Raw genomic sequence first — 22,179 nt, forward strand, 5'->3', positions numbered from 1 at the left:
AACGATTTTTATAGAGGAAAAACCTAAAGTTCACTTTTAACATTACTTATTAGATACTTATAAACATTAAACATAGTTTCCCTATTTTTTCTTATGTCACCGATATTAGCAATATGTTCAGCATTACTATAGAAATCACCCGCAAATGATTTCGACTTAATTATATCTAAGCAATTTGATAGTGCAGTTTTTTGAATAGGTGTAGAAATAAAAAAATAAGGCTCATTTAAAATTAACTCTTTATTGGCCGGTATATCACTAATAATTGGAAATAATTTTAAAAATAAACACTCCATAACGGATAATGGCATTCCATCAATAAGAGGTACCGAAATAAATGCTACCGATTCAGATAACTTAGAATAAAAAAGTTCTCCGGAAAGAAAGCCAATTAACTCAATATCTGACTTTGAATTAATGATAAGATTTTTAATTTTATTCTCTTTAATTTTATCATTAGTTTTCCCAAATATTCTTAACTTAATTCCTGAAGGGGATATATCATCCCACAAAGTAATTAGCTCTTCAATTTGATATAAATCATCCCAATTCCTAATTGAAGATATAATTATATTATTATTTTTCTTTTCTTGATACTTAGATAGAAAATCCAAATCGATCCCATATTGAAGGGTTAATATATTTTCCTTTTTAATACCCAAGCATATTAGCTTTCGAGTTATATTCTCAGATGGTGAGTTTATTATGGTAAACCTTCTCAACATAAATATATAAAGATGTTTAAAATATCTTCTTTCTATACTTCGATTGAAATCGGTCCCCCAAATTGAAACTATTTTTTTTATCGGCATAAAAAATGATAAAAAACCGTAAGAAGCTGAATAATGAACGTGTAAAATATCAGGTTTAAACCTTAATGTGTGATAGATAAGAAAAAGAGGAAATATAAAAAAACTTAAAAAGCTATTTATCAAAAAACCTCCTCTAACGTCATAGCCGCTTTTTGTTAAGAATTTATGACAAGTTAAAATTCTAACATCGAATTCATTACAATTACCAAGCCATTTTTGAATATGGCCACTAGACCAAGGGCCTATAACTAAAACTCTATTTTTCATATTTTCTCCGGGGCAGAATAAATATCTAAATCTGAAATAACTCTATAAAATAGCGAAAATGCAATAACACCTTGAATTGTGGCCCAACCATAAGCTGTTAATGAAAAAGTAACTAAAAGCACAGAAATCATCAAAGTTAAACCAAATTTGAATTTAATTGAGTTTGATGCCTTAAATACAGAAATAGACTTAAAATAAAGACTCAAGATAAAAATCAAATATAATAACATAGCAATAACTCCACCACTTAAACCGACCTGCAAAAATAAGCTCGTCATAGATGTTTGACCACTCCCTCCAAAAGGCATATTTTTTATGGTAGATATAGCGTCCCAAAAAGAAGTAAGTCTAGTTAGAGTAGAATTCCTTTTTTCCGACATAAGAGTAAAATTATATTCAGCACCCGTCCCAGTAATTAACTGAACCACATTATCCATCTCGGAAATTAGAGTTGTAAAGAATATAGTGGCTATAATAGTGATTATGAATATAACTATTTTATCTTTAAGTTTAAATAAAATAGTTATCACAAAAGATAATAAAAAGATAAGTATGCCTAATAATGAAAATATAAAAAACAATATAAACACTGATAACGCCAATACTTTGTAGTTACTCTCTTTTAGTACAGAGTACTTTAATAGGATTAATATAAGTGCAGGATAAAATAAAGAGAGCGCTGCAGAAGGTTCACTACTAAATGATTTTACCTTTTGTAAAGTAAATCCAAAAAGATTTAAGCCACCCTGCGAAGGTAAGCCTAAGTAATCCAAAATGGATAAAGTTGCAACGTAGTTATTACTTGTTTCAGATGATACTAAGTAAACACTATTCTGATTATATAAAGTAGGGATAAAACTATATATCAAAGAAACAAAAATGGCCCCTAATGCAAATAATAAACTTATCTTGATAATATAATTAATTATTTTATCAAGATGATATTCATTCACATATAAGATAAATACACTAATAGTAAACATAATTATAATTTCTATAGAATATAAATATGTAAAACTAGGGGACAAAATTAAAGAAAAACCATATACGCTAAAGAAAAGTAAACAAAAAATAAACTTATTAGGTTTTTTAAATAATTCGTCATTGAATAAAATAAAAGTAAAACCTAATATAGTAGAGACACTTATTATTGTTTTTACTACTAATGATAATCCAAAAAAATTAAAAAAATAGAATTGTCCAAATGAAAAGTATGCTAATACAATCATAAAAGAAAAAACTTTATCAATACTAATATTCAAGTTAATTAACCAGGCTAGGGTGAGAGTTCAAGATTCAATTGTTATCTACGTGACATTAATTAATATAAAAGGTTATCTCTTAGTATCAAATCCGTACACGGTAATTATAGTTATAAAACACAAAACGATTTTACATATTAAGCTATAGAGGTTTGTTCAATCTTTATTAACTTTAAAAATTGAAAGTATCCTACCTATACTATATAAAATGAAATTGAAAAATAATGCACCAATCAGATCTGTACGATTATTGGCAATTATGTAATCACAACGCGCCAATATTTTTTTAATAAACATCATTTTTTTTCCATCAGATGAGCTTAGGCTATTATTCATAAGTCTATATTTAACCAATGCTTCCTCTATTTTATATGCATGACAATCATTTTCTGATAAAACATTTAACCATAAAGCCAAATCTTCAACACATTTGAAGCTGTCAGTCTCATTAAAACGTAAGTTTTTTAACAGCTCTTTCTTTAACAACACTGTTGAAGTAGATACCTGATTAATAAAAAATAAATTTCTAAACTCCAGCTCCCCATATTTTATAAAAAGCTGGGTATATATTTTTTTTGTAATTTCATTACTATCACTATCTATATGCGATACATTAGTGCAAATAAAATTATATTTCTGCAACAAATCGACCTGTATTTTCAATTTTTCAGGTTCCCAAACATCATCGGCATCAAGAAAAGCGACATACTCCCCAGAAGCTCTATCAATACCTAAGTTTCTAGGTTTTGCTGGTCCTCCAGAGTTTTCTGGACATTCAATGATAATTAAAGAATTGAAGTAATGACTATATTTTTTAACAATTTTCAAGCTATTATCTATTGAACAATTGTCAATAATAATAACTTCAAACATATTATAGGTTTGAATCTTTAAAGAGTTCAATGTTTCCTGTATGTATTCTTCTGCGTTATACATTGGGATAACAATACTAATTAATGGCATTTTATTCATGGTGACTTATTAACATCCTGATTGTTTTTTTTGCTTCTGAAAAAAAATTATTTTCTACTTTATAATCAATTACATTCAACAACTTTTCATTTGAAACTATCAGATTATTATATTCTGATAAGTCATTCCTATTTACTGAAATAACTAGTTTATCCTTATAAATTGATGAGAAAGCATCATTAACAATATTAGCTAGAGTTAAAACATCAAAAGTGTTTCCTGAAGAAAGGTTAAATACCGTAGACATACATTGATCGCTATAAATACTTTTATCTATAACTTTAACCACATCCCCCATCCAGATGAAGTCTCTTAATGCTTTTCCATTACTATTCAAAACAATCGATTTATTCTCATATGCTTGTTGACATAAATCATTAAGCACTAAATACCACTTATCTGTATAAAAGTCCCTTGGGCAACCGTAGCTATTTGTCAATCGAAAAATAACATATTTCAAACCATGGATTTTTGCATTTTTTTCTATGTATTTTTCTGCAAAATAATGGGTCAATCCATAATCATTGTTTGGAGATATACTACTTTTTTCAGTTACAACTCCCTCAGCTTGACCATAAACATGAAATGTACTTAAATACACCAACTTCCCTACGCCATATTTTTTTAATGCTATGCATAACAACTCTGTACCTAATGAGTTTATTAATACCGCTTTCTTGGAGTAATCTTTTTGGAAGTGCTCATTATAACTAGCCGTATGAATACATGTGTCATAATAACAATCAATTGCATTAGATAAAGTTTCGGAGCATGTTATATCCGCTTGAATATACCGATAATTTTCATGCTCAACTTTTACTTTTTCATTGCGGCCTAATACGCTGACTTGATGACCCCCATCCAAAAAATAAGATGTTAGCCACAACCCAATATTACCTAGTCCGCCGGTAATTAAAATATTCATATTCAATCCCAAGTATAATCAAATTCATCTAAATCATAATTCACACTCTCTGTTGGATCATGTTCAATACTCGCAATATTCAAAAGCATATTAACTCCATCACCTACACCTTGAAAAGCCAGCCAGACTTTTGAGGGAATAGTCAACCGTACATAGTTCTCAGGAGAGATTACAACTTCTTGAAATATACCTTTAGATGCTGATAAATCTCTATCATCATAAATAACAAACTTAATAGCCCCCGTAGGTACAATAAGGTTTAAAATCATTTCCGAATGCTTCTTCCATCCCTTAACATCATCCATATTGACAGTTGAAAAATATGCCTCACCGAAATGACTAAAACTTTCCTCCGAGTATTTCAATGCATGGAGTATGTCTCCTTTTTCATTGAAAATACGTTTTAGTGGAGTGACAATTACACCATCAATCATTATTTACACCAGACCAGATCTTTTTCAACGGCTTTGTGTTCATATTCTCGAATTTGCTTACGCGTAAATTCCATCATATTGTTATCTTTTTGATAAAACAAATAATACCACTCGCTTACAAACTTGATGCACTCTTTGTAATTTAAGTTCGCTTCCCATTTCAAATTAAATAAAGCTTTATCACAATTTAATTTTAATAAGCCGGCCTCATGAAATGGGATATTGTCTGTAATACGATATGCTTCATTAATATCTTTAAACTGCCAATGCTCACTTAAATCAGAAAGTAAATCTTTCACTGTATGATTCTGCTCAGAACGCGGGCCAAAGTTGTATTGTTCACCATGATTACTCTCATTCTCTACCAGTCCTTGGCCTAAAGCTAAATAACCGCTAAGTGGCTCTAAAACGTGCTGCCAAGGTCTAGTAGCCTCAGGACAACGGATCTCTACACTGGTAGATTCACTCCATGCGCGCATACAATCAGCTACAATTCTATCTGCCGCCCAATCGCCACCGCCAATGACATTACCAGCCCTACCAGTTGCAAGTTTTACATTACCATTTGAGCTAGCAAAAAAACTTTGTTGATAAGCATGAAATATAACTTCAGCTGCACCTTTAGAGCCACTATATATATCTCGTCCTCCAACAGCATCAGTTTCTTTGTAGCCCCATACCCATTCAACATTTTCATAACACTTATCACTAGTTATGATGACTGCATTACACTTATGGTCTAATGTCCGAAGTATATCTAAAATGTTTGCCGTTCCCATAACATTTGTCGAAATAGTATCAAGAGGATCACTATAAGAAAGAGAGACAATTGGCTGGGCTGCTAAATGGAATAGAAAGTCAGGTTTAAATTTATTAACAATGCCTTTGATTTTACCCAAGTCTCTGACATCAGCAAAGTGATGCTCAATTTTATTTTCTAGTTGAAGTTCTTCAAACATTGAAGGTTGTGTGGGTATATCTTTAGAAATACCACAAACTTCAGCACCAAGCTCTAATAACCATGTTGTAAGCCACGTACCTTTAAACCCTGTGTGCCCTGTGACTAAAACTCTTTTTCCTTTATATATATTTGAAAACATACTAATCCCAATTTTTCCATTTAGCGTTATCAGACTCTAACATCTCATTTAGTTTATGCTTGTCATTAAGCGAGTCCATACACTTCCAAAAACCATGGTGTTTGTATGACATTAACTCACCATCATTGGCTAAATGCTGCAGAGGTAATTGTTCGAAAACAGTAGAATCACCTTCTTTGATATAATCAAAAACAGTGGGTTGGCAAACAAAAAAACCTCCATTAATCCATGAACCATCACCTTTAGGCTTCTCCAAGAAACTGGTTATTTTATCACCATCAATTTCAAGCGCGCCGAAGCGACCTTCGGGCTGTACTGAGGTCATAGTTATAGCTTTACCATGAGATTTATGAAAATCAACAAGTTCATTCACATTGACATCAGAAACACCATCGCCATAAGTAAGCATAAATGGTTCGTCGCCAACTATCTCTTGTGCTCGTTTTACACGCCCCCCTGTCATAGTGTGAAGACCAGTATCAAGTAAAGTAACAGTCCAAGGCTCAGATGTATTTTTATGAATTTTCATTTCATTTGTAGATAAGTCAATCGTTACATCACTTTGGTGTAAGAAATAATTCGCAAAGTATTCTTTTATAAAATATCCTTTATAGCCAAGTAAAATGACGAAGTCATTGTACCCATGTTGTGAATACATTTTCATAATATGCCAAAGAATTGGCTTGCCACCGATCTCAACCATAGGCTTAGGGCGTAACCCTGTTTCTTCGCTCAAGCGTGTACCAAAACCACCCGCTAATAGTAATACCTTCATAAAAATAAATGCCTTTTAAAATTAAACTCATGTTTTAGTTGATAATAATTATTTTTAATCAACGTTCAAGGATGTCAGTCTCGCTATAAATCAAACATAGCAAGTATATCCTCGTCAGTTGCGTCAATAAATAATAAACTTTTATACTTCTCAGAGAGCTGTGATACTATCTCTTCGTTACTAACCCTATATTCTAACAATTTTTTAGCTACATTCGTGACTTCTTCAGATGTTTCAGCAATATCCCAGATCTTACCTTTACCTAAGTTTAGTAAAGGGTTGGTTGTGATACCGTTAGGATCTCCTATTACAATTACGGATTTCCCTATTACAACTGCTTCTGCAGCAGTACCAGATGCTGTTACGATAACAATATTAGCATCCTCTAATCGATCATATAAATCGCCTTCCACTATAATCCAATGGTTGCTAATATATGGCTTCAACGAAGCTAAATTTAATGTTGGATGTGCTTTTACATACACCTTTTTATTTTTATATCCAGAATCACCTATGAGCTGTAATAACCTTTTAGACTCCCCCTCGAGATAAGAGAGTAGCAAAATGGGGAATAATTCAGATTTATTATTATTATTATTGGCTATACCGAACATTGGTTTATTTCTCAAAGAAGCCCCTAGTTTATGGGGTACTTTCGAATCATTAACCATAGCTGCCCTGCCATTAACTAAAATGAGATCAGGTGCGATCCCTGAATCTACCTCACTATTCGGAATATCAATATTTACCCAATCACCAAATCGAAGAAAAAATTGACAACCAAATATTTTAATAGATTTATTCTTATCCCGTAAGCCTTTATATAAATTCTTTTGAATAGATTGATACTCACACCACGAAATTAATTTTGAATCTTTTACTTTTTCACCTACTCTACGACCTACTAGATAACGAGCATAACTACCCCAAGTAATTTGGTCGATTGTTAATAATAATTCATCTTTAACTAATGCCACATCTTTATCTGATGTTTCAAGGTTTTTTGCTAATCGTAAAACAACAAATGGATAGGTAAGAATAAACCAGGTGATTTTACAAATATCAGCTAAGTTTAACAACTCATATTCAGTAATATAATCAACATTGTTTTTTTTAAAAGCATTAAAAATAGAAATATATTTAAACGGATTTTTTTCTCCATAGAATATAGGTAAATATGAATATTCCTTACCGTGCTTTTCAAGGATTAAATCTAAATTTCTTAAATAAGCTCTATCTCTATAATCATTTCGCTTCAGGTTTGGTACAACAAAGTATGTGTCGATTAAAACTAAGCCCTCAGTATGTTTATTTAAGTTTGAGCTTTTATAGCCCGATAACGAGAAAAAAAATTTTTGGAGTAACCACACGAAAAATTTAGCAAAGCTTTTCATATAATAACTAAGTAACTTAGCTAATAATAAAATATAGCTTTGATCAACTGAAGAGGTAAAACTATCTTCATAAAATCGACCCAATAATTTATTTATGTATGGATTGCGACTTAAAACCCCATTAGAAAGTAAATATACTTGTCTATACGCAAAAACATTTATCTTGTTAATAGCATTTGAAAACCTATTTAAGGCACTTTTTAACTTTTCGGATGTATATATTTTTGATTCCTCTTCGCACACTATAGAATCCACTTAATTACATCATCACTTAACTTTGTATGATCAGATTCAGTAAAGTGCACACCATCAAATGTACATAATGATAGAGGTTCCATTTTTAAAATTTTTCCATTTGATAATAAATTTATTTTGTGGATAAACTCATTAGTTACTTTTAATTGTTTATAAAAACAATCTGGTCTTTTACGCTTAAACATTAGTGAACTATCTATTATAGGTGTTGTAATAAAATAGCTTTCAATAAAGCTTAAATTTAGATGTTTAACCACTTCCATCAAATAGTCATCACTGTATTGCAAGTTATATAAATTTATCATCTCTTCTTCTGAATCTAAATACTGGGGAAAAATGTGCACTTCAAGATCTTCATTAAAGAACTCTTTAGTTTGCTCATTGATGTCCTTTATAAAAATATGTTTTTTAGGTGTACAATCAACAAAACCAAGGTTCGTCAGCAATTTATTAAAATGAATATTATTTAAATTGAGGAAGTTAACTAATGTAGCAAAAACTGTAATGTTTTTTGGTCTTGAAACTGCTAAATAAGAGATTCCACGTAGGTCAAGACTTTTGCAAAGTTTATAAAGCCAAGTTTCTTCAACAGAACATTCTCGCTCTAAACCTCTACTATCCACAAAGACAAGCCACTCATATTTTCTAAGTAAACCTTTTGATGAAGAAAAGCATATGTTATTTTCAGATGTACTACTTTCTCCAACACCAAAATTCAATAATTTTGTAACGTCAAACATTTAAGCACACCTGATTAAAGTCATTAAACACATCAAAACCTTGCTCTAAGCCACACAATGTTCCATCAATCCACTCAGAAACACCAGAAATATAGACAAAATCCAAACTATACTTGTTAGCTGCCTCCATATCACTACGGGCATCTCCAAAAAATATGCCTGGTGAAATAAGTTTTTCATCAACTTTTAATTGGGCTAAGTTATCAATTTTTGAAAGTGGGCTACCAAAAACACCATGAAAATAAATGGATAGATTTCGGCTTTTAAATACTTCTCTAATTTCTTGTTGATCACCTCCAGAAGCCACATAACAAGGTGTTTTCATGGAGTTTAGATACTCAAGAATATCTCTAACCCCTGGGATTTCAGAACATTCTAAAAGACCTTTTTTACTTAATGCTGCATATCGTGTCAATGCAGACTCTAGTGCCTTACTATAATTCGTTTGTTTTTTTATATGTTTAAAAAAATATTCAAACTTTATATAACGAGAAATTCCACCGTGTTGCTGATGATATTCAACAAACTCTTTAACTAAAGCAGGATCTTCATCTGGAAGCGCTAACCCGAAGGCCTCCGATTTGATCTTATTTGAATCTAAAATCACACCATCACAATCAAATATAGCGACTGAATAAGAGCTAAGACATTTCATTTAAGGCTGCCTCTACACGTAATACATCTTCAGGGATATCAACAGCTATAGAAGCAGATGAAACCTCAATCATACTTACTTCATAACCAAGCTCTAAAAAACGCAATATTTCTATATCTTCTATTTCCTCGAGAGATGTTTTCTTTTCAACTGAAGCAAAGTCTTTTAAGCTGTTTTTCGGAAGCGCATATATACACACTTGTTTATAGGCTGCTTTAAACTCAAAGGTCTTTGATGTTGGGATAGCTCCTCTACTCATATACAATAATCGCCCATCTGGTCTGGTAACTACCTTGGGGATAGTTGAGCTTCTAAAGTCAGTCTCAGAATTAATCTTGCACATAGCATTAACTATATTATTGGGCTCACGTTTAGACATTTCAATGACATCAATTATATCTTGAGGATCAAGTAAAGGCTCATCTCCTTGAACATTGATATATGTAATAGCATCTATTTTTTTAGAAGCATCAAATAAACGATCTGTCCCTGTCATACAATCCTTCGATGTCATTATTATTTGGATACCAAGCTCTTTACAATGTTCAGCGATTCGCTCATCGTCCGTAGCAACAAAAATAATATCGCTTGTAACTGCAAGGCAGCAACGTTCCCATACTCTTTGAATCATACTCTTCCCCTTAATTTGAGCCAATGGCTTACCAGGAAATCTAGATGATTTATATCGAGCTGGGATGATAATTACATGATCATATTTTTTCATTAACTACCTACTTAGGTGCATAAATTGATTTTTGTGTGATTGGATACGTTGTTGGAGTCAATGCTGTTAACTCTGGTATTGATTGCGAAGTCATATACATATTTAGCATGTCAATCATATCCATCTGTCTATGATCACCTGATGAATATCCATCTACTCCAACCATTGTAATGGCATTCGCGTTAGCAACCTTGGCTATTGCAAGTGCATAAGCCACTGTAATCTCATAAGGGACTTGGCAAAAATCATCTACTACATTGAATTGATCACTTACAACTTCAAAACCAAAATCAAGTACGTCATTCGATCTTAGTAATAAACTTCTTTCGTTAGACGAAAATCTATGCAATGGCGCAATAATAGGTTTATTCAAATTTGAATATAACTTACCTTGTGATATAAATTTAGCGTTATGAGAGACACAGTAATAATCTATTAAACTACTATCAATTTCTGTAACAATATTAAGTGATAAGACAACAGGCTTTCGGCTTGATATATACGCTTCAATCTCTTTTGCATATTTTCTTGTACTAGGACCATTTGCTAAAACAAGTACCTCTTTATCAGCAAAGAGATCTACTAAGACATCTGTACCGGCTGCAATGCAATTTGTTCCCGAAAATGAAATAGCAGACTTTAAAACATCACCATTATACGATGTTGTCCCTTCCAACTTACTCAGATAGTCAATTGCCGCTACTATTTCATCATCACCGTATTCTCCACCTGTTAGTAAGTTTTGAATATATGTGGGGTGAATATCATTTTGAGCTCCCAAAAAATATGGCAGATTAGAACCCCAGCCACACTCTTTTTGCATTGGTGCAAAGTGCTTAATAACGAGTTCATAAATTGTAGCTGGTTGATAAAGATCTGATTCTTTACTTAAAACAGCTAATAAACTTTCAGTTTGTGCATTACCCGCGCCTCTTCCCATTCCCGTAATTGTGACATCAAGCCATGTAGCTCCTGCTGTTCTAGCTGTCAGCGTATTATCTAACGCTTTACCCATGTTATTATGAGTATGAATACCAATATCGCCCTGCCATACAGATTGAATAGCTTTAATAATCCGGCAAACTTCATCGTGTTCCATATTACCCAAAGAATCTGCAAAGTATAAAGCATCAATGCAATTCCAAGACTTTATGAACATAGCCTTTTCTGTGATTAAAGCACTAGATTTACCTCCTGCTTGCATCAAATTAAAGCCGACTAAGTAGCCTTTCTCTTTTAATTTACAAGCTATGGCACCACACGCTTCAACCTCATGAAAGTGTGCAGCAATTCTCACTAAATTTAATTTACTGGCTGAAGCATTAACAAACAGCTCATCAATTGCATCATCAACACTTTTTCCTGATTGTAAGATAGTTTTTGCATCTACCATTACACCGTATGATGGCCCTTCAGGAAGCCCAAGACGATTTAAATAGTCTTCCGTTGTATAATGAAATGCACCAAAAAAACCTAGCTTTGTAAAATTTCTTAGGCCGAGTTCAACAAAGTCAATTTGCGACTCAGCAACTGCATGTAGATAAGATGAAACAACTTCTTCATCAAAATCCCAATTATTGTAATAGCCGCCATCGCGGAGCGTACAATCTAATATTTTGATTGATTTTTGCATATGAGTATCCTTAAAATTTATAAAACGCAACTATGAGTTACTCTCAATGACATTAAAACGGTAAAAAACCTTTAGTTTTTACTATGCCGTATTGAATTTCTTTTTCTGTCACAGAAAATAACTTAGGGTAAATAAGTAAGCCTATAATTACTAAACTAGTATATATAAAGCCTGAAACAATAAAACTTACTAATGGCGACGAAAACTCAACAAACATCGATGACAAACCAGCGGCAATTGTAAAAAAAACAACTGCATATATTTGATGCCATAAAAATCTGTACATACTTAGCTTTAAAAATTTAACATTGAAATATAACTGGATATTGACTCCAATAATTTGAGATATAATCATTTTAAATGCTAAACCTAATGCGTTTAATTCGAGTATATATACCAAAAATAATGTTAATAGAAAACCCAGTAACATGGAAATCAAGCCTATATTTCTGTATAGCGCAGTTTGCCCTGTTGCATAAAATATTGAACCGCTCAGCTGCCCATAAGTTTGATGAATGGGGTAAAAAGCCATGACAACAAGTACTAAATACGCATCTTTAAATTCTGCATCTGTAAAAATGGCTAGGACATTATCACTCTGGAATGCAATAAATATGGCAAAGTATGCTGCTAAACTATAAAGCATAGGGATATAACGATTGAAAAGTTCACCCATGGTTAGTAAATCATTTTTTTCAAATGACTTACTAAATTCACGAGTTATTATCGGGGTCATAGCCCCTGTAAAGATGAAACACATGGTGGCAAGTGAATATGCTAAGCCATAAAACCCCGTTTCTACTGAACCGCTAATACTCTGCAACAACCATATATCAAACAACCCTACAGACAGGCCAGCAAGGCTATATATCAATAGTGGTGAACAGTAACTTACAAACTCTGAAAATATCGATTTAAACTTTGAAAATTCAAAGCTCATACTTTGCACTGTGATTATACTATTTGAAATAAACAAATACATTACCCAAACTATAAAAATAGACAGTGTAATAATATGGAAATAAAAATACTTCATTAAATCAAAATGTAAGAAGTAAATAAAGTAGATCAATAAGCAGAGAGATAGTACTTTATGTAGAATTTTAATTAATTCTACCGTTACCGTTAAAGCATAAGCATCCGATACTTTTATACACAATTGAGTAAACCAAGTTAAAAAACCAAAACCAATTCCCCAGTATATAAATCCCTTATCTATGTCAGGAAACCAGGCTTGAATATCACCAAATTGATCAACAGCATAGAAAAAAACAGTTAAGATTAAACCAACAAATAATGAATAATAAAAGTAAAAAGAAATTAACTCTTTACGTTCTGGTTTCGCAGACAATTTGGTAAAAAAAGCAATAGAGCTTCCTGCATCAAGAAAGCCAATAATTTTTGTAAAAAACTGCTGAAGGTAGACAAACTGGCCATAAGCAATAGGACCCATTGCTTTTGGCACAATTGCAATGATTATCACACCTATGACGCCACTGATAATACTTGCAAATAATTTTGTAGCATAACGTTTCTTTAAACTTGATTCTTTCATTAGTTATTGACTAGTAATTCATTAATAATAATTTGACCATTAGTTATATCGTCACACCTCTGGGTTATATATTTTTTCTTATATTCTTTATATTTATTATTGTTGTTGTTGTTGTTACCTTGATAAAAACCATCAGTAATATCAATATTTACAATCTCGCTATCCGTTTCAAAAGCCATCAATTCTAGCTGATTTTTCATTCCTATCGAGATCAATTCACTAGATAATAAATATACAATTTTTTTATTATTAATCACACTGTAGTTAATTGCAGTAGAATAATGAGTGATTGTGAATAGAGCTTCTGAAATTAATTGATTAGTCATACCAATGATCACATCTCTGCCCTGAAAGAGCTCACTATAGTTTTCAACTCCAATACTTCTAGGGTGAGCAGCAATAACGACTCTCACTTTTAATTTATTCTCTACGAAGGAGAAGTAATCATTTAACTTTTGATAATAACTTCGACTATTGATAGTATTCTTTATCCCTGAAAGAGAAAAGTCTGGGTGATAGGGAAGCATTTGATCTAAAAACACAACAGAGCTATTTGAATTAGATTGGTTTTTAACATTATTAGCGTCTAAAAGGTGGAGATAATAATCATAACTATGACAAAGTATGTTTTGTTTATTTTTTACTTCATCTACAGATAAATAATAATCGTATTCTATGTTTCCATATTTTACTTGTTCATAAAGTTTAGTCATTATTTTTTTTGTTATTACTATCGGTTTTTTTATTCGACTAATGAATCGATGAGTTCCAACATGTGCCAAAGGTATTGGACCCCACATTTGTACTGCAACTTTTGATCCTTTTTTCATTAATTTAAATAAAATACGTTTAGGTAAAAAACCAATCGTTATATATACATGATCAACTCTACGTTGATTAATAAACAAATCCAAATCTTGTACTTTACTTACATAAGAAACATTACAAAAATCACAACTTCGTACATTATTTCCCTTGTATTTATCCGGATAAATTAGCGAAGAAATATCAACTATGTCAACATCAACATTCTTATTTTGTAATTCTTCAATGCCATAACGTCTATAATCTCTTAATGATAGAGGTGTACTTATAATATAAATAACAGGTTTCAATTCATATACCTTTCGATAAGTTTCTATTTTCATTATTGTCTAGAATAACTTCTGCTAATCTAAAATCTAATTCATGATCAATATCAATAGAGCGTGAACCTGGCATTATAAAGCTGAACACTGAATCCGTATAACTTATCCCTTGCATATTGACAAACGAATTAGAGGTAAAAACGTACACTGCGCCATTTAATCTATAACAGGGTGGTAGATCTTGGCTCCTTTTACCCTTAATATCATTTTTAATAAATGTTCCCATGTTAAGGTCTGCTGGCAGAATGTTGCTCCAAAATGGACTGTGCTCGCATTCGCACACGGATACAATCCCTTCAGCTTCCTTTTGAATGAGCAAGCTTAAAGCTTGATCAATATCCTGCTCTGTGCGCAGAGGAGATGTAGGTTGTAAAATAACCACTATATCTGGATAATTAGCGACTGATAATGTAGATAAAAAGTGTAAGATGACACTATCTGTTGAGGCGGTATCAGTAGCTATTTCTGAAGGGCGCATAAAAGGAACATCAGCACCAAAATCTATCGCTACCTTCGCTATATCCTCACAGTCTGTACTTACTACAACGCGATCAATGTATTGAGAGTTAAGTCCTGCTTCTATTGTCCAAGCAATCAAAGGTTTTCCATGTAAAGGTAAAACATTCTTTCCTGGCAAGCGCTTACTTCCTCCACGAGATGGTATGATAGCACATACTTTCTTACCATTAATCATTCACTTACAAACCCCAAAGTATATATATCTGACTGCGCTCTTTTAAAGTCATCCATACGCCCAATATCCAACCAATACTCATGAAATGGAAACATAAGAACTTTGTTATCTAAATACCTTTCCAAAAGTGTAGGCATATCTACCACTTCGTTATTATTTACTTCTTCTATAATCTTTCGACTAACGACGTATATACCGGCATTAACATGAAATCGTTGTATGGGTTTCTCGACCATGCTTTTAATGGTTTTACCCTCACTTTCGATTACACCAAACGGCACTTGATATTCATATTCACGAACACACATGGTTGCGTCAGCATTATTTTCATTATGGAAAACAAGTAAAGCTTCCAAATCTACTTTTGTCAGTACATCTCCATTCATCATAATAACAGGTAGCTCAGGTAAGTTATTAGGCAATAAGCCTAAAGCGCCTCCGGTACCTAGTGGCTGTTCTTCATGTACATAATTTATTGATATCCCCCACTTACTGCCGTCACCAAAATACTCTTGGATCATTTCGGGTAGGTAATGAGTAGAAATATAAAAATTATGAAACCCTGATTTTATAAAGCTTAACAGTACTGTCTCTAATATTGGCTTATCACCTACTTTCAATAATGGTTTAGGGCAATTATCCGTTAAAGGTTTTAACCTAGTTCCAAAACCACCAGCCATTAAAAATACAGGATTATCGTATTTGTTTTTTTGTGTAACATGATGAATAGTCTCTAAACCAACCACGATACCATCATCTAATATTGGAATAGAATGAAGCTGCTTAACATTCATCAACTCTAAGATTTTCTCTTTAGAAGTATCAACGTTTACAACGGTAGGGGTTGTAAACATTATCTCAGAGATTTGGTGCGATAAAGGAACAGCATTAATTAATGCTCTACGAATATCACCATCGGTTACAGTGCCTAATAGTCGGTTGTCTGTATCTACAACTAGGGCAAGTTGAAGCGCCTCACTGTCAATAACTTTAAGAACTTCTTGTATCGTTGCAGTCGATGAAACGAGAATATTTTTCCAATTATGACTCATGTTCTATCCATTTACTCTGAAACGAGTACCAATTCTAAAAGATGGAATAAACTTTTCAGTTTCTTTATGAGTATCTATTTTTTTCATAGTTTTAAGTAGTAAGGTGCTATCACCAACTTTAATTACAACCCCTTTATCATTTCGTCCCACAACTTCACCTATAGTTGCTATATACTTAGGTGCGCCGTGAATCAACTCAGAAACTATAATGGAATACTCTTGCTCTGCGATAAAACATCGTGCATTTGGCCCTGGTGTACAAATAGCTCTGATAAAATTATGAATTCTTTCTGCTGGCCAATTAAAGTTAATTAATTCATCACCAAAAGTTCTTATTCCGAAGTATGTCCCAACTGGGTGAATATCAGACTGGGCCTGTTTGACCAACTTACCACGGTTGATTTTTATAATTGCTGAATGAAGTACATTTGCACATTCAACTACCGCTTTTTCGAGTAGAGTTGCATAATTATCTGTTAGTGCAATTGGGAATAACCTCTGTTCAACAATATCACCTGTATCAATTCCTTCATCAACATAATGAACTGTTATACCAAATTGCTTTTCGCCATTAATGATTGCCCAATTAAGAGGATTTCTTCCTCGATAAAAAGGGAGTGCGCCCGCATGACAGTTAATGAAGCCATTTTTTGCTAGACTTATGATCTCTTTTTTCAATATTTGATTAAAAGACATTGAGACTAATAAATCAGCATCAAAAGCATTAATTTTTTCAATAAAAGTAGCCGAATTTACATTTTCACAAGGTATAAATGGAATGCCTAGTTTTGATGCCCATTCTTTAAGTACTGGATCTTGGGTATCAAACCTTGGCACTATATAGGAAATCTCTAAACCTTTGCTTTCTATAATTAATTGAATTGCTTCATGTGACCATGGTCCATCTGCAAAATAACCTATTTTCATACTATTAACTCATCCTTATTAAAATCTTTATTTGCCAATGTGCCAATAACATCCCAATAATTAATGGGGCTAATACCATTTCCAGGCCGTTTAATAGCAATATCGTCTGCTTTAATAATGTCGTTTTTATTTATTTTTCTAGCAGCCACAATGCTCTTTCTAGCAATCGGTTTATTTTTAATTTCTGATGGACGTGGGCCTTTAATACCATCACCTTCCACTAGCTCAACTTTTCTAATTAAAGAAATCATTTCAGTAAGCTCTTTAGGCTCTAATGAGGCTTTATGGTCAGGTCCTTCCATATTACGATCAAGTGTAAAGTGTTTCTCTATTATTGTTGCCCCTTTTGATGCTGCAACAGTAGGAACAAGAACTCCTTCACTATGATCTGAATAGCCCACGCGTAACTTAAATGCCTGTTCGATTGTTGCCATTGCATTTAAGTTAATATCAGATAGAGGTGCTGGGTATTCTGTTGTGCAATGCAGTATTGTCACTTTTTCTTTTAAATAAGCTTTTCCTTCGTCAGAAAAGTAAGCTTTTCCAAAGCTATCCATAGATGGCGCTTCTGTACAATGGCAATATCCAAAAGCTATAATACTTAAAGCGGTTTCAATTTCAGAAAGTGTAGCCATACCAGTGGAAAGAATAATATCTAAACCAGTTTTAGCATGTGCCAAGAGTAATGGCGCATTGGTTATTTCACCAGAAGGTATTTTCAATAGTTTTTGACCTAGATCATTAACTAAGAAATCAAGACTTTCTTCATCAAATGCAGTTGATAAAAATTCAATGTTTTTATTTTTACAATATTCGACAAGTAAAAAATGGTCTTCATATTTAAGCTCAAGTTTTTTTAACATTTCTAACTGAGATTCTGACTTACCTGTGTTTTTCACTTGATATTCAGCTTGTACCGCACTTGCTGCTGCTAATTTACTTGCTTTGAATGTTTGAAACTTTACAATATCAGCCCCGGCTTCAGCGGCTACATCAATCAGCTGCTTTGCTAATTCCAAGTCTCCATTATGATTAACACCTGCTTCTGCAATGATCAAAATCTTACCCTTTTTCATATTAATTCCTATCAATGAATTTTTTAAAACCAAATGATGCTAAATCAAGTAATGCAAGAGTGCTTACTATTCTATTCGCAGTATCTCCTTCACCATATGGATTGACAATGTCGTTAGCTCTTTCTTTAAACTCTTTAGAGCAACACTCAGTGATTGCTTGCTTGATTGCCTCTTCATCCATATCAACATCTAAAATCAGTTCTGATCTTGGTCTACCCGCTTGTCTAGAGCCAATGTTTATAGTACCTACTTTGTAACTCGGGGCTTCAATAATACCACTAGATGAATTGCCAATAACACAATCTACATGTTCCATAACTGAAAGGTACCTCAAAAAACCAAGTGATGGAACAATATGAACATTAGTTAAATGCTCAATTTCTTTCCACTGTTCAATAATTTGTTTCCCACAGCCATCTGCATTAGGATATGTAATAATATAATCAAGTTCAGACCTTGCCTTTATTGCATTAACTAAGCTTGTTATATCATTTTCACCTTCATTCTTAGCTTTTGTTACAGGGTGGTAGGTGACTAGCGCGCACCGTTTTTCTAATGAAAAACCTAAACTTTCTTCTAATTCAGGCAATGTTAGCCTTGGTTCATTTACAATATTATCCACACCTGGGGAACCAACTACGTGTATCGAGTTATCTTCTTCACCAAGTTGTTTTATACGATCTGCGAATTGTTCCGCAACTGGAAAATGTATATTTGCCATTTTTGTAAGGGAGTGGCGGATACAATCATCAAATGCACCTTCAGTAACTTCGCCACCATGGATATGAGCAATAGGGATATTTAAAAACATTGCACTTTGTGCCGCAGCTAAAATTTCATATCGGTCCCCCAATATAAGCAAACAATCTAAGTTTGCATGCGAAAAAGCATCTGCAAATGAAATTGTGGCTAAACCAACCGACTTAGCAATTCCCACACCACTTGATGTGGATAATAGCATTTCCACAGCTATAACATTGCTTATCCCCTTAGACTCTAGCTCTGAAATTGTCATTCCATACTCAGGTGACAAGTGAGTGCCGCAAGCAAAAACATTAGTTTCAAAACGTTCATCTTTTTGTAATAAATCTATTGTTCTATACAACAAGCCAAAGTCAGCTCTTGTACCAGTTACAATACCTATTTTTTTTATCATTTTATAATTTATCCAAGTTTATTGAGGGAGAGCTAGGTATATTAATCAGCCTAGCTTCAATAAATTCAGAGTTTTCGAGAGAGCCGCGTTTGGCATTTTCAAACATAGGCAACCGATGCATTAATTTCCATATTGGACGTGTCATAACACCGTTTTTATTCGTTTTTTTTATTAATATTTCACGGCTAGCTACATCAGGACAAATTATCGCATTTAACCAGTAATTTGATTGAGCATATTCAGGTTCTTCAATAAATTTAAAGTCTGAGTCCTTAAATAAATTCTTATATTGCAGCGCTAAAGTTCTTTTTTGCTTTAGAAAGGTAGGTAACACTTCCATTTGTGCACAGCCTAACGCAGCATTTAAATTGGGTAAACGGTAGTTAAAACCTGGTTCATCATGAAAGAATTCATAAGGGTGAGGTACTTTTGCTGTAGTAGTTACATGCTTAGTATGCATGCCTTCGTCATAGTTTTTGCATAAAACCATGCCGCCACCACCAGTGGTAATAACTTTATTACCATTAAAACTGACTGCACTAAAAGAACCAAAGGTTCCAGTGTGTTGTCCTTTATAAAAAGAACCTAAACTCTCAGCGGCATCTTCCACTAAAGCAATATTCCACTTAGCACAAACAGTCATTAGTTCATCAAGCTCGACAGGATGACCAAAAGTATGCATTGGGACTACTGCACGAAATACCTGTTGAGTAACCTTGTGCTGACTGAAACCATCATTATTGATATAAGCATACTCTTCTAGGTAACACGCTAACGCTTTAGGGCATAATCCTAGGCTGACCTTGGACACATCAACAAAGACAGGCTCTGCACCCATGTAATACAAAGCATTACAAGTGGCAACAAAAGTTAATGCTTGAGTTATAACAAGATCACCTGATTTCACACCTGCCATATATAGCGCTGTATGCAAAGCTGCAGTGCCATTAACGGTTGCTATCGCTTTGGCTGTTCCCGTATAGGCTTCTATTTGTTGTTCAAATTGATCGACATACTGACCAACGCTGGAAACAAATGTGCTATCAAGCGTGTTATTCACATACTTTTTTTCATTACCACCAAAAGTTGGCGCATGAAGAGGAACAAACTCTTGTGTTTGGTATATGTCTCGAACAAAATCAACTAATTTTTTATGCATAGTATTATCTTACGTACTCTTATATTTATCACATTTTACTGTCTAGGTATTTTCCTGTTTCTTTATGACCAAAGGCAGGGATCATTTTAAAGAACAGTTCAACAATTTTATCTTTAGTCCAAGCTTGATCTTGCTTTAACTTTGCGATGGTTTGTTCAAATTCGTTGACTAATTCAGGATCAAATAAAGCTTCATTTTTGATTACGCCTAAGTTTTCAAATCGTTCCATATCGAGCGTTTCATTGTCAGTAAAAAATTCTTCAAAATCTTTTTCACCCGTTGTGTCACTATCAGTGAATAAACAAGGCCATTGCCCTTTATCGGGTAATGTTTTAACCAGCTCTCTTGCTTCATCTTCTGATTCACACAAATAAGGTTTATAACCTAAATTGGCCAAATACTTTACTGCAATATCCGCAAAAGTAATTAGGTGCAGTGACTCACTAAGTTTAGGGAAAAATATATCTCTATTTTCGCCAAAGATACATGACATTAAACAAAGCTCACCCGATTCTTGAGGGGTAACAAAGTAACGCTTAATATCTTTAGGGGCAACAATAGGCTGACGTTTTTGAATGCGTTGATTAAAGCCATGTAATAATGAACCATCTGAGAAGGCAACGTTAGCAAAGCGAGCTGTTGATATAGCAATATCGGCACTACGTCGCATTAAAAACATTTCCATAATACGTTTTGATGCACCCATCATATTAACAGGGTTAGCCGCTTTATCAGTAGACACACAAAAATATTTTTTGCTGCCTTTTTCTGCTGCTTGCTTCATTGTTTTTTCAGTATTAAAAATATTTACATCAATCATACGCATTAATGTATAAGGATCTTTTTCACTACGAACATGTTTTAATGCTGAAAGGTTCAATACGTAATCATATTTACCGTCCGCTTTTATGAAAGTATCATACTCTATCGAGCCAATATCTAAGGCAAACGTTTGAAAGTCACCGTTGATATAACCAAAAGAACTACGGATATCACGTACTAATTCAACCATGTTGTTTTCACTAATATCAACAACATGTAGCTTTTTTGGGTTACGTTTGAATATTTCTTTTGTGACTGCTTGCCCGATTGACCCTGCACCACCAAGTACTAAAAAAGTTGAATTAGCAACAACCTCAGCCAAAACCATTTCATTACTATTAATATCAGCAGTAAAAAGTTCTTTATCACGTCCAATAAGAGACAGAATTGATGTCATAATTATCCCCAAGTTCCTTTTATATCTATTAAATATTTAGTTTCTACTATGCACTTTTTCATTATATTATACTTAAATTGTTATTTTAAATTGATTAACTAAGATATTTCTTTAGTTCTCAGTTGCCACTAAAAATGTTTTGTGTTTTATTTCAAAGTATACTCTTCGAATAATTTCAGACTCTACAAGATAGCTAACTTTGATTTAAATACTGACTCTAGTCATCACTCAGGCTCTGGTTGATT

21 protein-coding genes are annotated in these 22,179 nt (G+C 33.1%); all 21 read right to left on the bottom strand.

The annotated features are described in order from the left end of the window. Positions 1–23: 23 nt before the first annotated feature. The 21 genes from ESZ26_RS07090 to ESZ26_RS07190 all read right to left on the bottom strand — a co-directional run bounded on the left by ESZ26_RS07090 (position 24) and on the right by ESZ26_RS07190 (position 21,934). Positions 24–1,079, bottom strand: coding sequence for a glycosyltransferase (locus ESZ26_RS07090; protein WP_146799051.1), 1,056 nt, complete (start codon positions 1,077–1,079; stop codon positions 24–26). Beyond that, complete coding sequence (locus tag ESZ26_RS07095) at positions 1,076–2,341, bottom strand: hypothetical protein (protein WP_146799052.1); 1,266 nt, start codon at positions 2,339–2,341, stop codon at positions 1,076–1,078. The genes ESZ26_RS07090 and ESZ26_RS07095 overlap by 4 nt, the downstream gene beginning before the upstream one ends. A 156-nt stretch (positions 2,342–2,497) precedes the next feature. Beyond that, a complete protein-coding gene (locus tag ESZ26_RS07100; protein WP_146799053.1) occupies positions 2,498–3,313 on the bottom strand; it encodes a glycosyltransferase family 2 protein in 816 nt (271 codons plus the stop codon). Then, on the bottom strand, positions 3,306–4,238 hold the full coding sequence (locus tag ESZ26_RS07105) for an NAD-dependent epimerase/dehydratase family protein (protein WP_146799054.1): 933 nt from the start codon (positions 4,236–4,238) through the stop codon (positions 3,306–3,308). The genes ESZ26_RS07100 and ESZ26_RS07105 overlap by 8 nt, the downstream gene beginning before the upstream one ends. A gap of 2 nt (positions 4,239–4,240) precedes the next feature. Further along, positions 4,241–4,672 (bottom strand): dTDP-4-dehydrorhamnose 3,5-epimerase, encoded by a 432-nt coding sequence (locus tag ESZ26_RS07110; protein ID WP_146799055.1) that lies wholly within the window; start codon positions 4,670–4,672, stop codon positions 4,241–4,243. After that, positions 4,672–5,772 carry a CDP-glucose 4,6-dehydratase gene (gene rfbG / locus ESZ26_RS07115; RefSeq protein WP_146799056.1) on the bottom strand — a complete coding sequence of 367 codons (1,101 nt, stop codon included), beginning with the start codon at positions 5,770–5,772 and terminating at the stop codon, positions 4,672–4,674. The genes ESZ26_RS07110 and rfbG overlap by 1 nt, the downstream gene beginning before the upstream one ends. A gap of 1 nt (position 5,773) precedes the next feature. Beyond that, entirely contained in the window at positions 5,774–6,547 is a 774-nt protein-coding gene (gene rfbF / locus ESZ26_RS07120) for a glucose-1-phosphate cytidylyltransferase (protein WP_146799057.1), read from the bottom strand. Positions 6,548–6,630: 83 nt separating this feature from the next. Then, positions 6,631–8,184, bottom strand: coding sequence for a glycosyltransferase family protein (locus tag ESZ26_RS07125; RefSeq protein WP_146799058.1), 1,554 nt, complete (start codon positions 8,182–8,184; stop codon positions 6,631–6,633). After that, on the bottom strand, positions 8,184–8,936 hold the full coding sequence (locus ESZ26_RS07130; RefSeq protein WP_146799059.1) for a hypothetical protein: 753 nt from the start codon (positions 8,934–8,936) through the stop codon (positions 8,184–8,186). Before ESZ26_RS07130 ends, ESZ26_RS07125 begins: the two co-directional genes overlap by 1 nt. Then, positions 8,929–9,591 (bottom strand): HAD family hydrolase, encoded by a 663-nt coding sequence (locus ESZ26_RS07135; protein WP_146799060.1) that lies wholly within the window; start codon positions 9,589–9,591, stop codon positions 8,929–8,931. The genes ESZ26_RS07130 and ESZ26_RS07135 overlap by 8 nt, the downstream gene beginning before the upstream one ends. Further along, positions 9,578–10,315 (bottom strand): 3-deoxy-manno-octulosonate cytidylyltransferase, encoded by a 738-nt coding sequence (locus ESZ26_RS07140; protein ID WP_146799061.1) that lies wholly within the window; start codon positions 10,313–10,315, stop codon positions 9,578–9,580. Before ESZ26_RS07140 ends, ESZ26_RS07135 begins: the two co-directional genes overlap by 14 nt. A gap of 7 nt (positions 10,316–10,322) precedes the next feature. Continuing rightward, positions 10,323–11,948 (bottom strand): aldolase catalytic domain-containing protein, encoded by a 1,626-nt coding sequence (locus tag ESZ26_RS07145; protein WP_146799062.1) that lies wholly within the window; start codon positions 11,946–11,948, stop codon positions 10,323–10,325. Positions 11,949–12,000: 52 nt separating this feature from the next. After that, positions 12,001–13,503 carry a lipopolysaccharide biosynthesis protein gene (locus ESZ26_RS07150; protein ID WP_211361207.1) on the bottom strand — a complete coding sequence of 501 codons (1,503 nt, stop codon included), beginning with the start codon at positions 13,501–13,503 and terminating at the stop codon, positions 12,001–12,003. Continuing rightward, entirely contained in the window at positions 13,503–14,618 is a 1,116-nt protein-coding gene (locus ESZ26_RS07155; RefSeq protein ID WP_146799063.1) for a hypothetical protein, read from the bottom strand. Before ESZ26_RS07155 ends, ESZ26_RS07150 begins: the two co-directional genes overlap by 1 nt. A 1-nt stretch (position 14,619) precedes the next feature. Then, positions 14,620–15,345, bottom strand: coding sequence for an acylneuraminate cytidylyltransferase family protein (locus tag ESZ26_RS07160; protein WP_146799064.1), 726 nt, complete (start codon positions 15,343–15,345; stop codon positions 14,620–14,622). After that, complete coding sequence (locus tag ESZ26_RS07165) at positions 15,342–16,397, bottom strand: nucleotidyltransferase family protein (RefSeq protein ID WP_146799065.1); 1,056 nt, start codon at positions 16,395–16,397, stop codon at positions 15,342–15,344. Before ESZ26_RS07165 ends, ESZ26_RS07160 begins: the two co-directional genes overlap by 4 nt. Before the next feature lie 3 nt (positions 16,398–16,400). Continuing rightward, positions 16,401–17,324 carry a methionyl-tRNA formyltransferase gene (locus ESZ26_RS07170; protein WP_146799066.1) on the bottom strand — a complete coding sequence of 308 codons (924 nt, stop codon included), beginning with the start codon at positions 17,322–17,324 and terminating at the stop codon, positions 16,401–16,403. After that, positions 17,321–18,400 carry an N-acetylneuraminate synthase gene (gene neuB, locus ESZ26_RS07175; protein WP_146799067.1) on the bottom strand — a complete coding sequence of 360 codons (1,080 nt, stop codon included), beginning with the start codon at positions 18,398–18,400 and terminating at the stop codon, positions 17,321–17,323. Before neuB ends, ESZ26_RS07170 begins: the two co-directional genes overlap by 4 nt. Position 18,401: 1 nt before the next feature. Then, positions 18,402–19,556: a UDP-N-acetylglucosamine 2-epimerase gene (neuC, locus tag ESZ26_RS07180; protein WP_146799068.1), complete on the bottom strand. Its 1,155-nt coding sequence runs from the start codon at positions 19,554–19,556 to the stop codon at positions 18,402–18,404. Position 19,557: 1 nt separating this feature from the next. Further along, complete coding sequence (locus ESZ26_RS07185; RefSeq protein WP_146799069.1) at positions 19,558–20,715, bottom strand: LegC family aminotransferase; 1,158 nt, start codon at positions 20,713–20,715, stop codon at positions 19,558–19,560. Between the two features lie 28 nt (positions 20,716–20,743). Continuing rightward, on the bottom strand, positions 20,744–21,934 hold the full coding sequence (locus ESZ26_RS07190) for a UDP-N-acetylglucosamine 4,6-dehydratase (protein WP_146799070.1): 1,191 nt from the start codon (positions 21,932–21,934) through the stop codon (positions 20,744–20,746). Positions 21,935–22,179: the final 245 nt, after the last annotated feature.

It is taken from the genome of Colwellia hornerae, assembly GCF_007954355.1.
GTDB lineage: Bacteria > Pseudomonadota > Gammaproteobacteria > Enterobacterales > Alteromonadaceae > Colwellia_A > Colwellia_A hornerae.

What these genes read in the sequence shown, in the direction of transcription:
- ESZ26_RS07165 (WP_146799065.1), bottom strand. Translation starts at nt 16,397, where the DNA reads ATGAGTCATAATTGGAAAAATATTCTCGTTTCATCGACTGCAACGATA.
- neuC (WP_146799068.1), bottom strand. Translation starts at nt 19,556, where the DNA reads ATGATAAAAAAAATAGGTATTGTAACTGGTACAAGAGCTGACTTTGGC.
- ESZ26_RS07160 (WP_146799064.1), bottom strand. Translation starts at nt 15,345, where the DNA reads ATGATTAATGGTAAGAAAGTATGTGCTATCATACCATCTCGTGGAGGA.
- ESZ26_RS07105 (WP_146799054.1), bottom strand. Translation starts at nt 4,238, where the DNA reads ATGAATATTTTAATTACCGGCGGACTAGGTAATATTGGGTTGTGGCTA.
- ESZ26_RS07110 (WP_146799055.1), bottom strand. Translation starts at nt 4,672, where the DNA reads ATGATTGATGGTGTAATTGTCACTCCACTAAAACGTATTTTCAATGAA.
- ESZ26_RS07140 (WP_146799061.1), bottom strand. Translation starts at nt 10,315, where the DNA reads ATGAAAAAATATGATCATGTAATTATCATCCCAGCTCGATATAAATCA.
- rfbF (WP_146799057.1), bottom strand. Translation starts at nt 6,547, where the DNA reads ATGAAGGTATTACTATTAGCGGGTGGTTTTGGTACACGCTTGAGCGAA.
- ESZ26_RS07190 (WP_146799070.1), bottom strand. Translation starts at nt 21,934, where the DNA reads ATGACATCAATTCTGTCTCTTATTGGACGTGATAAAGAACTTTTTACT.
- ESZ26_RS07150 (WP_211361207.1), bottom strand. Translation starts at nt 13,503, where the DNA reads ATGAAAGAATCAAGTTTAAAGAAACGTTATGCTACAAAATTATTTGCA.
- ESZ26_RS07145 (WP_146799062.1), bottom strand. Translation starts at nt 11,948, where the DNA reads ATGCAAAAATCAATCAAAATATTAGATTGTACGCTCCGCGATGGCGGC.
- ESZ26_RS07130 (WP_146799059.1), bottom strand. Translation starts at nt 8,936, where the DNA reads ATGTTTGACGTTACAAAATTATTGAATTTTGGTGTTGGAGAAAGTAGT.
- ESZ26_RS07170 (WP_146799066.1), bottom strand. Translation starts at nt 17,324, where the DNA reads ATGAAAATAGGTTATTTTGCAGATGGACCATGGTCACATGAAGCAATT.
- ESZ26_RS07135 (WP_146799060.1), bottom strand. Translation starts at nt 9,591, where the DNA reads ATGAAATGTCTTAGCTCTTATTCAGTCGCTATATTTGATTGTGATGGT.
- ESZ26_RS07100 (WP_146799053.1), bottom strand. Translation starts at nt 3,313, where the DNA reads ATGAATAAAATGCCATTAATTAGTATTGTTATCCCAATGTATAACGCA.
- ESZ26_RS07185 (WP_146799069.1), bottom strand. Translation starts at nt 20,715, where the DNA reads ATGCATAAAAAATTAGTTGATTTTGTTCGAGACATATACCAAACACAA.
- ESZ26_RS07090 (WP_146799051.1), bottom strand. Translation starts at nt 1,079, where the DNA reads ATGAAAAATAGAGTTTTAGTTATAGGCCCTTGGTCTAGTGGCCATATT.
- neuB (WP_146799067.1), bottom strand. Translation starts at nt 18,400, where the DNA reads ATGAAAAAGGGTAAGATTTTGATCATTGCAGAAGCAGGTGTTAATCAT.
- rfbG (WP_146799056.1), bottom strand. Translation starts at nt 5,772, where the DNA reads ATGTTTTCAAATATATATAAAGGAAAAAGAGTTTTAGTCACAGGGCAC.